The organism is Streptomyces sp. NPDC055025 (assembly GCF_053608565.1).
This window is the reverse complement of the sequence record NZ_JBSGVS010000124.1, coordinates 1-11,192: the sequence shown is the minus strand read 5'-3', so window position 1 is coordinate 11,192 and position 11,192 is coordinate 1. Positions and strand designations below refer to the sequence as shown.

At 70.6% G+C, this 11,192-nt stretch carries 12 protein-coding genes; 6 read left to right on the top strand and 6 right to left on the bottom strand.

The genetic code is table 11. The annotated features are described in order from the left end of the window. The 3 genes from ACWGDX_RS38645 to ACWGDX_RS38635 form a co-directional block, all read left to right on the top strand. Window positions 1-755 (top strand): hemerythrin domain-containing protein (locus ACWGDX_RS38645; RefSeq protein WP_453633409.1); only part of this gene is annotated, 755 nt, incomplete at its 5' end. A gap of 74 nt (window positions 756-829) precedes the next feature. Beyond that, window positions 830-1,351, top strand: coding sequence for an anthrone oxygenase family protein (locus tag ACWGDX_RS38640; protein WP_453633407.1), 522 nt, complete (start codon window positions 830-832; stop codon window positions 1,349-1,351). A 243-nt stretch (window positions 1,352-1,594) separates the two neighbouring features. Continuing rightward, window positions 1,595-2,587 (top strand): AraC family transcriptional regulator, encoded by a 993-nt coding sequence (locus ACWGDX_RS38635; protein WP_453633405.1) that lies wholly within the window; start codon window positions 1,595-1,597, stop codon window positions 2,585-2,587. Window positions 2,588-2,770: 183 nt separating this feature from the next. On the opposite strand, the gene ACWGDX_RS38630 is transcribed toward ACWGDX_RS38635, so the two are convergent. The 6 genes from ACWGDX_RS38630 to ACWGDX_RS38605 form a co-directional block, all read right to left on the bottom strand. Further along, window positions 2,771-3,481: a 4'-phosphopantetheinyl transferase family protein gene (locus ACWGDX_RS38630; RefSeq protein ID WP_453633403.1), complete on the bottom strand. Its 711-nt coding sequence runs from the start codon at window positions 3,479-3,481 to the stop codon at window positions 2,771-2,773. Window positions 3,482-3,489: 8 nt separating this feature from the next. Beyond that, window positions 3,490-4,359, bottom strand: coding sequence for an alpha/beta fold hydrolase (locus ACWGDX_RS38625; protein WP_453633401.1), 870 nt, complete (start codon window positions 4,357-4,359; stop codon window positions 3,490-3,492). Then, window positions 4,356-4,844, bottom strand: coding sequence for an SRPBCC family protein (locus tag ACWGDX_RS38620; RefSeq protein WP_382853891.1), 489 nt, complete (start codon window positions 4,842-4,844; stop codon window positions 4,356-4,358). Before ACWGDX_RS38620 ends, ACWGDX_RS38625 begins: the two co-directional genes overlap by 4 nt. A gap of 112 nt (window positions 4,845-4,956) precedes the next feature. Continuing rightward, a complete protein-coding gene (locus ACWGDX_RS38615) occupies window positions 4,957-6,477 on the bottom strand; it encodes an FAD-binding protein (RefSeq protein ID WP_453633399.1) in 1,521 nt (506 codons plus the stop codon). Window positions 6,478-6,497: 20 nt separating this feature from the next. Beyond that, the gene (locus tag ACWGDX_RS38610; RefSeq protein ID WP_453633397.1) at window positions 6,498-8,060 is read right to left on the bottom strand and encodes a flavin-containing monooxygenase; all 1,563 of its coding nucleotides are present in this window, start codon (window positions 8,058-8,060) and stop codon (window positions 6,498-6,500) included. A gap of 10 nt (window positions 8,061-8,070) precedes the next feature. After that, on the bottom strand, window positions 8,071-8,955 hold the full coding sequence (locus ACWGDX_RS38605) for a class I SAM-dependent methyltransferase (RefSeq protein WP_453633395.1): 885 nt from the start codon (window positions 8,953-8,955) through the stop codon (window positions 8,071-8,073). Between the two features lie 184 nt (window positions 8,956-9,139). Here ACWGDX_RS38605 and ACWGDX_RS38600 point away from each other — a divergent pair, with 184 nt between their 5' ends. Genes ACWGDX_RS38600 through ACWGDX_RS38590 form a run of 3 tightly spaced genes read left to right on the top strand, consistent with a single transcriptional unit; the run spans window position 9,140 to window position 11,102 of the window. Further along, complete coding sequence (locus ACWGDX_RS38600) at window positions 9,140-9,400, top strand: hypothetical protein (protein ID WP_046502425.1); 261 nt, start codon at window positions 9,140-9,142, stop codon at window positions 9,398-9,400. Window positions 9,401-9,411: 11 nt separating this feature from the next. Then, a complete protein-coding gene (locus ACWGDX_RS38595; RefSeq protein WP_453633393.1) occupies window positions 9,412-10,398 on the top strand; it encodes a 3-oxoacyl-ACP synthase III family protein in 987 nt (328 codons plus the stop codon). Further along, on the top strand, window positions 10,395-11,102 hold the full coding sequence (locus ACWGDX_RS38590; protein ID WP_453633391.1) for an SDR family NAD(P)-dependent oxidoreductase: 708 nt from the start codon (window positions 10,395-10,397) through the stop codon (window positions 11,100-11,102). The genes ACWGDX_RS38595 and ACWGDX_RS38590 overlap by 4 nt, the downstream gene beginning before the upstream one ends. Window positions 11,103-11,192: the final 90 nt, after the last annotated feature.

Here is an 11,192-nt window from a genome sequence, read left to right as displayed (position 1 = left end):
GGGCGGGGGAGCGGCGTACCGACGATCCACGGCGGCGCCGCATCGAGCGACCCGGTACGACGGCGCGCGAGCGACGACGCGTCAGCCACGAGGAGGCGGCCATGAGTACCCCCATGTCGAGCGAGTTCGGACTCGCTTCCCTGCCCGCTCACTTCCACGGGTTCGCGCTGATGCACATCGCGATGCGCCGTGACGCCAGACGACTGCTCGCCGCCGCGCCCCGGCTCACCCAGGCCGGTCTCGGCGCGGCCGGTCTGTGGTGGCAGCAGCTGCGCGACATCATCGACTGGCACCACCGCAGCGAGGACAACGTCCTGTGGCCCGGACTGCTGCGCAGGGCACCGGAGTTCTCCGCCGAGGCCCGTCAGCTCGGTGACGACCATGTGGTGCTCGACCGGGCCATGGAGGCGGTCACGGCCGCGCTGCGGCCGGGCGGCGACCTGCCGGCCCTCGGTCTGGCGGCCACCCGCTTCGACTCCGTCCTGCGCGATCATCTGCGGGACGAGGAGGCGGTGTCCTTCCCCGTCTTCGCCCGGCTCGCGCCGGACGAGTATCTGGCGGTCGAACGCAAGGTGATCGCCAGCGCCCCGTTCAAGGTCATGACGCAGCTCCAGCCCTGGATGTTCGACGGCGCGGACAAGCGGTCGGTGGCACAGGTCGCCGCCACGATTCCGCCCCCCGTGCGGCTGATCGGCAGTACGGTGCTGCGCAGGCGGTACGAGAGGACCCTCGCCGGAGTGACCCGGCCCTTCTGAACGCCGCCCCGGCCGGTAGCCGCCTTCGGCGTACCGCGCCCGTTCGCCTGTCACCAACCGGATGAGGAAGCCCGATGGAGACCCTTCCCGCAGCCGCCGGCCCCGTGCTCACCGCCGCCACCATCGGTACCGGGCTGATGGCGGGGCTGTACCTCACCTTCGACGTGGGGGTCATGCCCGCCCTCGCACGCCGTGACGACCAGTCGTATGTGACCGTCATGCGGCAGATCAACGGAGTCCTCGACAACAGCGCGCTGTTCGGCCTGCTGTTCGTGGGGGTCTTCCTCGCCACGGGCGTCGCGGCGGCCCTCCAGCGCCGTCTGGGACGTCCGGACGCCGCGCGCTGGACCCGGACCGCCTTTGTGCTCTACGGCGTCTCCATCGCCGTCACGATGTGCGTCAACATCCCGCTCAACAGGATGCTGGCCCGCGCCGGTGCCCCGTCGGGGAGCCCCGACTTCGGCGCGCTGCGCGGCCGGTTCGAGCGGCCGTGGACCTCGGCCAACATCGCGCGCACGGTGGCCTGCACGGCGGCGCTCGCCGCTCTCGGCCGCGCGCTGGTCCTGCACAAGAGGGCGGCGACCGCACAGTCCTGATCCCGCCCCCGCCCCCGCTCTCTTCCCCGGCCCCGGCCCCGCCGCTGCCCGCGTCCACTTCCCTGCCCGCGCCCCCGACCCCGAACCGCTCCGGGCCCTCCGGTCCGCCCCGAACTGCGCCCGTCCTCCCATTCGTTCCCCCGCGGGGAGGGCGGGCGCACCCACCTCGATCCCCCGCCCCGCCTGAGACGGATCCGTTGAAACCGGTGACCATTCATACGGGGTCGTCTAAGGTGATATGTCATGGACACACTTACAGGTCTGCTCGAAGGTCCGAAGGCCCGCGGCGCGTTCCTGCTGAAGTCGGTCTTCAATCCTCCGTGGTCCCTCCGGGTCGAGGACCGGGCACCGATCTCCGTGGTCACCATGGTGCGCGGAGACGCCTGGGTACTCCCCGACAAGGGACATCCCGTACAGCTGCGCCCCGGTGATGTCGCCGTGGTACGCGGCCCCGACGCGTACACCATCTCCGACCGGCCGGAGACCGACGTACAGATCGTCGTAGGGCCCGAGCAGCGCTGCAACACCACCGAGGGCGAGGACGTCACCGAGACGATGGCGCTGGGCGTACGCACCTGGGGCGACGACAGCAGGGCCGGCGCCTCCGTGATGCTCAGCGGCACCTACCAGGCGCCCAGCGAGATCGGCCGGCGGCTGCTCGCGGCCCTGCCGGTGCTGCTGGTGCGGCCCGCCGAGGCGGGCGACAACCCGCTCGTCCAGATCCTCGCCGCGGAGATCAGCAAGGACGAGATCGGCCAGGAGCTGGTCCTCGACCGGCTGCTGGACCTGCTGCTGGTGAGCGTACTGCGCACCTGGCTCGCGGTACCCGAGTCGGGCGCCCCCGCCTGGTACCGCGCCCAGAGCGACCCGGTGGTCGGCCCCGCGCTGCGACTGCTCCACGAACAGCCTGGCAAGGCCTGGACGGTGGCCTCGCTCGCGGACACGGTGGGAGTCTCCCGCGCCGGACTCGCCCGTCACTTCACCACACTCGTCGGCGAGCCGCCGATGGCGTATCTGACGGGCTGGCGGCTCACCCTCGCCGCGGACCTGCTGCGCGAGCCGGACGCGACGGTGGCCACGGTGGCCCGACGGGTCGGCTACAGCGGGGCGTTCGCGCTGAGCGCGGCGTTCAAGCGGGTACGGGGGGTGAGCCCGCAGGAGTTCCGCAAGGGGGGCCAGGGCGAGCCGCTCCAGCGCCTGAGCGCGCCGACACAGACGGTGGTACTGGACAGGTAGTTGAGACCCGGCCGTGCGGGGCTCCTTCTTCTTTAGGGCTCGGTTCGCCTCCGGGCGCTCTGTGCCCCTGTCGACGGTCGGCCGTGCTCGGCCGCTCGTTCCTCACGGCCTGCGCGCGCTCTCCCTTTCGACAGCGGCGCGCCCTTCGGCTCACTCGCCGGCGGCCCCGCAGGGCCTGGGCGTTTACGCGTTCACCGGGCGGTCCAGGGCACCCGGGATCCGGGCGGGTTCCGTCGGCGGGAGGCCGCTCGCTACCGTCGTCACCGACGTCAGCAGCAGGCCCTCCCGGACCAGCCAGCGGCCGTCGAAGCGGGCAGGGGCCCCCGGTGGGGGCTCCGCCGGGTGCAGGCGGGCCGTGAACGTGCCCTCCGGGCTGATCCGTACCGTCGCGTCCGCGAAGCCCAGCCAGCGCTCCACGGACGGGTACCACGCCTTGTAGACGGCCTCCTTGGCCGAGAACAGCAGCCGGTCCCAGCACAGCCCTGGGCGCTCGTCCGCCAGCCGCTCCAGGGCCGCTCGCTCACCGGCCGAGGCGACCAGCCCCAGCACACCCCGCGGCAGCGGCTCCGCGGGCTCCGCGTCGATGCCGAGCGCGGTGACCTCGGCCGCCCTGGCCACCACGGCCGCCCGGTAGCCGTCGCAGTGGGTGATGCTGCCCACCACCCCCGCGGGCCACCGGGGGGCGCCTCCGGCGCCCGGCAGCAGCGGGGCCGGCGCCAGGCCCAGTTCGGCCAGGGAGCGCCGCGCGCAGGCGCGCGCGGTGGCGAACTGCGCCCGTCTGCGCGCCCGGCGCCCCGCCATCAGCGCGGCTTCCTCCGGGAACAGCGGAGCGGGCGCCAGATCGTCGAACGCTTCCGACGACCTGACGCCCGGGGGCAGGATCTCCTCGATCACGGCGGGGGCTACGCGCGCGGACGGGCGACGAGCCCCGCGACGGCCCGTACGATCTCGTCCGGCCGCTCCAGCGGGAGCATATGACCGGCGCCGGGGAGCTGCTCGAACCGGGCGTCCGGCAGCGCCTTGGCCACCGCGCTGCCCAGCTCCGGCTTGATGACCTTGTCGTTCTCGCCCGCGAGCACCACGGCCGGTACCTCCACCACCGCCAGTCCCGCGCGCAGATCCATCCCGCGCGACGAGGCGAAGCAGTCGGCGCGCACCTGCGGCGAGGCCGCCGCGAACATCTGCCGGTTGACTTCCAGAAGGTACGGGTCGACGCCCTTGCCCATCGTCTGCGCCAGCAGCCGCCGGCCGAGCGCGGGACGGCGCAGCGCCCGCGAGAACAGCGCGCTGCCCATCATGCGCACCTCGCTGTCGGGTGTCTCCTGGTCGTGCGCGGCCGTGCCCAGCAGCACCAGACCGCGCAGCCGGCGCGCGGCGGCCGGATCCGACGTGACATACGACATCGCGGCGAAACCGCCGCCCGAGTGCCCGACCAGCACCGCGTCCCGCGAGCCGGTCTCGCCCAGCACCGCGGCCAGGTCCGCGCCGAACCGCCGGATGGCGATGGGCTCCTTGCCCAGGCTCGACGCGCCGTGCCCGCGCTGGTCGTACAGCACCACCCGGTACCCGGCCCGGATCAGCCGGTCCGTGACGGTGCCCCAGACCCGGCGGCCCGCGGCCCAGCCGTGCGCGAGGACGACCGTCGTACCGCTGCCGGCACCGGCCTCCAGCGGGGCGAGGACGGTGACCGCGAGCGTGGCGCCGTCGTCGGTGCGTACGGCGGTCTCGTCGGTGCGGGCGCCCGCGTCGGCCGCCGTGGTGACGCCGCTCATCGCGCGCCTCCGGCCGGTACCGCGCTGAGCTGCTCGCCCAGCGACACGAAGGCCGCCTGCGCCGCCTTCGAGTGCTCGGCGCCGATGTCGGCGACCTTGGCGAGCAGCTTCAGCTTGCCGTGCGGACGCCCCCGGAAGTGCATGGTGATACGGGTGCGGCGGCCCTCGTCCAGCGGCTCCAGAATGAAGTCGGCCGGACCGCGGAAGACCCCGTCGACATACTCGACGGTCATCCTGCGGCCCGGGACGACGGACTCCGTACGGGCGGTGAAGCGCAGCTTGGGGCCCCCGTTGCCGACACCCTTCGTATGGACGGTCACCGCGACCAGACCGCCCACCGCGTCGGGTGCGCCGGAGACCGTCTCGAAGGTGTTGGCCGGGACCCACCAGCGGGCGGCACCTCGGAACTCGGCGACGAGCGCGTCCCAGACGACGTCCGCGGGGGCGTCGACCACCGCCTCGTCGATGATGTCGTAGCCGTTCATGCCAGTCTCCCTGTGTGGGACGGCGGATGGGATCGAAGGAGCGGGGCCCCTGGTACAGGCGGGCCCCGCTTCCATGCCCGGCGCGCCGGTCCGGGCGGACCGGCACACCGGATCAGGCGAAGAAGCCCTGACCGGGGGTGAGGATGCCCGCCGGGTCGTAACGGCGCTTCGCGTTGCACAGGTCGTCGTAGCGGTTGCCGAAGTGCTTCTTCCAGTCCGCGGGGGTCATCCGCGGGATGGCGCCCACCAGGTAGCGCTTGGCGCCCAGCGCCACGGCCTTGTCGTACAGCCGGCGGTTCTGCTCCAGCATCCCCTGGATGCCCGGCTCACCGGGGTGGGGGAAGCGCAGCAGGTCGAAGAGGTAGCCGATCGAGTCGTTCGGCTGCACCGCCATCGGACGCTTGAGCTTCGACGTACGGTACGGGTACGTCAGCACGAAGCCGACACCCAGATCGTTCGCGGTCAGGTCGGCCTCGGCGATCTGGAGGAACTGCTTCACCTTGGAGGCCGGGAGGAACAGGCTCAGCCAGGGCTTGGGCTGGTCCCAGTAGCCACCCTCCTTGTAACCCTCGACATACGCGTCGAAGCGGAAGATGTAGTCACGGAACGACATGTCGTCGACGGTGGCCTCGGAACGGACGTCCCGCAGTCCGGCGATCAGCGGGTCCCGGGCCGGGGCGGTGCCGGTGTAGGTGGCACCCAGCTCCATCCGGTAACGCCAGCCCGAGTCGTCGGGCTTGCGCGCGAGTTCGCCGGCCTGGACCTCGAACTTGCCCGCCGCCATGACCTTCTCGGCGTCGGCGAGATAGGTCGCCACGTCGTTGTAGACGAGGTTGAAGACGACGATCCGCTCCTTGGCGGGGACGATCTTCACCGTGAGGCGGACGATGATGCCCACCTGGCCGCCGCCCGCCAGCGCCGCGTTGAACAGGTCGGGGCGGACACTGGCGGAGGCCGTCAGCAGCTGCCCGGCGCCCGTGACGATGTCGATCGACTCGATGGTGTCGACCGCCAGGCCGTACTTGCCGACCGTGCCGCCGATACCGCCGACACTGACCGTGCCGCCGATCGACAGGTGCATGTAGTCGGGCATGGCCGGGGGCATCTTGCCCTTGACCGCGGCGGCGTCGGTGAGCTGGGCCCAGGTGACACCCGCCTCGACCACGGCGCTGTTCGTACCGACGCTGATGACCTTCCCCAGACCGCGGGAGTCGATCGAGATACCGCCCGGGACCGCCGCCTGGCCGTAGTTGGAGTGCGACTCGAGGTCGTCACCGGTGCCGCTGCGCCCGTTCGCGGCGATCTTCAGACCGTTGGTCCGCGCGAAGTTGACCATCTTGACGATGTCGTTGATCGAGCCGGGCACCAGCGCGGCCCACGGGGTGATGTTCGAGACCAGGTTGCCGAAGTCCTTGCCGAACTGCACAAGGTCGGCCGCCGAGGTCTTGAGTGTGCCGTCCAGCGTCGGTACGGGCGTCACCTGACCCCCGCCGCCGCCGTGACCGCCACGGCCCTGGCCCGCCTCAGCGGCGGTGGCCCAGGTCTGCGTGGCCACGTTCCAGCCCACGACGGTCGCGGCGGTGGCGGCCATTCCGCCCAGGACTCTGCGCCGAGAAGGGGTGTTACTGCTCATCTGGTCCGTTCTCCCGTTCGTCATACGTGGTTGACCGCCGGCCGGCCGGCGCCCACAGTGGTGGCGAGCTGGTACTCGCCCAGGTCGAAGTGCTTGGTGCCGTTACGGAACCGCCAGGTGTACGTGGGCCAGATCGACGGGTTGCGCCCAGCGCTGTCCAGGTACCAGCTCTTGCAGCCGCCGGCGCTCCAGACCGCCCGTGCCTGACGCTTGTCGAGCGTGGCGTTGTACGCCTGCTGCGCCTCGGGACGCACCTCGACACTGGACAGGCCGCGCTTGTCCATCTGCTTGAGCGCGGCCATGACGTAGGCGATCTGGGACTCGATCATCACGGTCTGCGACGAGTGCCCCAGTGTGGTGTTGGGGCCGAGCATCATGAAGAGATTGGGGAACCCGGCGATGGTCGTGCCGCGGTGCGCGGACATCCCCTCGCTCCAGGCCTCCCGGAGCTGGACCCCGCCCTTGCCCCAGATCCGCCGTGCGACCGGACGGTCCGTGGCGAGGAAGCCGGTGCCCATGATGATGGTGTCGACCTCGCGCTCCCGGCCGTCCTTGGTGACGATGGACTTGGCCCGGACATGGTCGATGGAGTCGCTGACGATGTCCACGTTCGGCTGCTGGATCGCCGGGTACCAGGTGTTCGAGAACAGCAGCCGCTTGCACGCCACCACGTAGTCGGGCGTGAGCCGCTCCCGCAGCGCCGGGTCCTGGACGCTCTTCTTGAGATGGTCGGAGGCCATCTTCTGGACCTTCTCGGCGACCTTGGGCCGGGCGAAGGCGAAGGCGAGGACCTCACGGCCCCACATGTTGAAGTTGCGCCGGAAGCGCTGGTAGCCGGGGAAGCTGCGCAGCATCTTCGAGTGGAACGCGCTGTTGACCTTGTCGTTCTTGGGGCCCACCCACGGAGGCGTGCGCTGGTAGAGGTCGAGCTGCCCGACCTCGGGCTGGATCTTCGGCACGAACTGGATGGCCGAGGCGCCCGTACCGATCACGGCGACGCGCCTGCCGGTCAGATCGTGGTCGTGGTCCCAGCGGGCCGAGTGGAAGACCTTCCCCTCGAAGTCCGCCAGCCCCGGCAGCTCGGGGACGGCCGGCTCACTGAGATAGCCGGCGCCCGCGACCAGGACCTGCGCGGTGTACTCGCCACCGGAGGTCTCGATGTGCCAGCACCGGGTGCTCTCGTCCCAGCGGGCCGCGATCAGCTCGTGGTTGAAGCGGATGTGCGGGCGTACCCCGAAGCGGTCGGCGCAGTCCCGCAGATATCCGAACACCTCGTCGCGCTTGGCGAAGGTGCTCTTCCACTCCGGGTTGCGGGCGAAGGAGAAGGAGTAGAGATGGGCCTGGACGTCACAGGCGCACCCCGGGTACGTGTTGTCACGCCAGGTGCCGCCCACCTCGCCGGCCCGTTCGAAGACCAGGAAGTCGTCGATCCCCTGCTGGAGCAGCCGGATGGCCGTCCCCAGACCGGAGAAGCCGGTGCCGATGACCGCGACCCGCAGATGACGGGTGGGGCCCCGGCCGGCCGACCCCTCCGTCCCGTTGCTCACACCGCCCCCGTGGGCGGGTTCGAGAATGCTCGTCACGGTGGCCTCCTCAGCCCCTGCGCTCGATGGTGACGCGGAAGTTGTTGAAGAACTTGTCCTCAAGGGTGTAAGCGAAGATGTCGAGGTAGCGCTCGAAGCGGGCCACGACCTCCTCACCCTCCAGGGCGACAGCGGTCTCACGGTCCGCGGCCAGCCGCTTCAGCCAGGCGCGGCACGCCATGGCGAAGGACTCCCGCTCGTTGGCGATCTCCACGATGTGGAAGACGCCCTCCGCGGCGGCCGTCAGCTCGTGGAGATGCGGGATGTGCATCCCCTCGAACTCGGAGCGCTGGAGGAACTTCAGATCGGCGAGCAGCTCACGGTTCATGGGCTGCGCCTCGGCCGTCATCGTGTGCAGGACGAACTTCGCACCCGGGTTCAGGGCCTTGGCGACCTGGTTGAAGAAGAAGCGGTAGCGCTTGGTGCGCTCGCGCGGCGGCAGGTTGGAGGAGACGAAGTGCTCCAGCGCGTTGATGCAGAACGCCGCGTCGTACTTGTCGTCCGTCTGGTGGTCCGCCCAGCTCTCCACCCGCGTGGTGATGCGCGGGTTGTCCAGGCCGGCGATGAACGCCTCCTGCGTGCGGCTCAGCGTCAGACCGACGGCCTGCTCCACCCCGTGGACGGTGGTGAGGCGGTTGAGCATGGTGCCCCAGCCGCAGCCGATGTCCAGGACCCGGCGGGTGCCCGCGGCCTCGGCCAGCTCGGCGAAGGCGTCGAGCTTGCGCTCCTGCGCCTCGTCCAGTGTCGTGACGAGGTCCTCGCCCTGCTCCCAGTAGCCGCCGGAGTACATCATGGTCGGACCCAGCAGGAGCCGGTAGAAATCGTTGCTCACCTCGTAGTGGTGCCTTACCGCGTCGACCTCGGGGTCCACGGATCTGGGGGCGACCGTTGTCATGCTCGACCTCTTTCCTGTGTCGCTGCGCCGCTCGTTCCGACCGTTGATTCGGCCCCGAGCAAACCGTGTCGCTCGCAACAGATGTGCAAGACGCCCATGCTTCGGCGGTGTTGCGCCCGGGTTGCGCGGCCCGCGCTTCCATGCCTCTCGAAACCGGATGCACCGCGAGAGAGGACCGAAGCTCATGACGCTGCCCACCATCGAAGAACTGGCGAGCCAGCTCGAGGCCGTGTCGGGCGCCCAGGAGGTCAGCCCCGATGCACCGCTCCAGCACATCGCCGACGTGGACTCGCTGGACCTGATGGAGTGGCTGTACGGGTTCCAGAACCAGTACCCGGACATCCCCGCCGACGAGTCGCTCTTCGCCGACCTCGACGACACCACCACGCTGCGCCATGTGTACGAGCGGATCCTCGCGCTCGTCCCGCAGCCGGCGCAGGCGTAGCGAGCGCGCCTGTGAACGGCTTCGACATCACCGGGTGGGGCATGGCCGTACCCGAGCGCAAGGTCACCAGCGTGGAGTTGGCGGAGCGTTTCGGCGTCGACGAGAACTGGATCGTCAGCCGCTGCGGTATCCGGGAACGCCGGGCCGTCGGACCGGGCCAGACGACCGCCTCACTGGCTGTCGAGGCCGGCCGTCGCGCGCTGGAGAAGGCGGGCCTGACCGGTGGCGACATCGCACATCTGATCGTCGCCACCGCCACGCCCGAGCAGCCTTCCCCGGCGACGTCCGCCTTCGTCCACCACGATCTGGGGATCGCGGGCGGGGCGCACGACGTCAACTCCGAGTGCGCGGGCTTCATCTACGCGCTGGTATCGGCGATGGCGCTGATCGCCATCGACCCCCGGCCGATCCTGCTGATCGGCTCCGACACGCACACCCTGACGGCCAACCCCGCGGACCGTGATCTGTCCATCCTCGTCGGCGACGGTGCCGGCGCGGTGGTGCTCCAGCCGGGGCCCGAGAACCGGGTCAAGGCATGGAACCTCGGCGCGGACGGCTCCTGCGCCGGCAGTCTCAAGGTGCTGGCGGGCGGCAGCAGGATGCCGACCACCGAGGAGACGGTCCGCCAGGGTCTGCACTACGCGCAGATCAACGGCAACGAGATCTACCTCAACGCCGTGCGCTACACGGTCCGTACGGTCCGGGAGACGCTGGAGAGCGCCAAGGTCGACGCGGCCGACGTCGACCATGTCATCCCGCACCAGGCCAACATCCGGATCATCAACTCGATCCTCAGCCACACCGGTCTGCGGAAAGAGGCGCTGATCACCAATCTGGAGCGGTACGGCAACACCGCCTCCGCGTCCGTCCCGATCGCTCTCACCGAGGCGCTCGACGAGGGGCGGATCAAGAACGGTGACAAGGTGCTCCTCGCGGGCTTCGGGGCGGGTATGACCTGGGGTTCGATCCTCATGGAGTGGGGCGGGGTGAGGAAATGAGCGGCAACAAGCCGCAGGGCAGCCGCCCCGAGAAGCCGGTCGCCCTGGTCACAGGGGCGTCAGGCGGACTGGGACAGGCCCTGGCCCTGGAGCTGGACGCGCTCGGCTGCCGGGTGGCGGTCCACTACAACAGCTCCGAGGCACAGGCTCGGGCCGTTCAGGAGAAGCTCGCCAACGACTCGGTCGTGGTCACCGGTGATGTCGGCTCCTGGGACGCCGTCACCGAGATGTACGCCCGGATCAGCGACGAACTGGGTCCCGTCGACGTACTCGTCAACAACGGCGCGATCCGCAAGGACGCGCTGATGGCGATGCAGTCGCCGGCGGACTGGCAGCAGGTGATCCAGACCAATCTGGTCGGTTCGTTCCACACCGCCCGGGTGTCCGTGCCGTACATGCTCCGGCAGCGGTGGGGACGGATCATCAATATCGTGTCGCCCTCCGGCCTGATCGCGACCGCGGGCCAGACGGCGTACTCCGCCTCCAAGGCGGGTCTCATCGGCTTCACCCGCACCCTGGCCGCCGAGTGCGGCCGGCGCGGGGTGACCGTGAACGCCCTCTCGCCGGGCTTCATGATCACCGGAATGACGAAGGACCTGCCGGGCCGTGTCATCGAGGGGATGGAGGACAAGGCCCCCATTCCCCGGTTCGTCACGGTGGAGGAGGTGGCCCGCAGCGCCGGGCTCTTCCTGGACCAGGACTGAGGGACGCCGAGGCGGTCCTGGCCGACGGGAAGGCGGGGGCGCGCAAACTCCGCCAGGCGCTGACATGGACGACGGAGGCTCTGGACGTTG

Bases quoted from the DNA above. Each gene is read 5' to 3' on its own strand.
- ACWGDX_RS38625 (WP_453633401.1), bottom strand. From the start codon at position 4,359: ATGAGCGGCGTCACCACGGCGGCCGACGCGGGCGCCCGCACCGACGAG.
- ACWGDX_RS38620 (WP_382853891.1), bottom strand. From the start codon at position 4,844: ATGAACGGCTACGACATCATCGACGAGGCGGTGGTCGACGCCCCCGCG.
- ACWGDX_RS38605 (WP_453633395.1), bottom strand. From the start codon at position 8,955: ATGACAACGGTCGCCCCCAGATCCGTGGACCCCGAGGTCGACGCGGTA.
- ACWGDX_RS38615 (WP_453633399.1), bottom strand. From the start codon at position 6,477: ATGAGCAGTAACACCCCTTCTCGGCGCAGAGTCCTGGGCGGAATGGCC.
- ACWGDX_RS38640 (WP_453633407.1), top strand. From the start codon at position 830: ATGGAGACCCTTCCCGCAGCCGCCGGCCCCGTGCTCACCGCCGCCACC.
- ACWGDX_RS38600 (WP_046502425.1), top strand. From the start codon at position 9,140: ATGACGCTGCCCACCATCGAAGAACTGGCGAGCCAGCTCGAGGCCGTG.
- ACWGDX_RS38635 (WP_453633405.1), top strand. From the start codon at position 1,595: ATGGACACACTTACAGGTCTGCTCGAAGGTCCGAAGGCCCGCGGCGCG.
- ACWGDX_RS38590 (WP_453633391.1), top strand. From the start codon at position 10,395: ATGAGCGGCAACAAGCCGCAGGGCAGCCGCCCCGAGAAGCCGGTCGCC.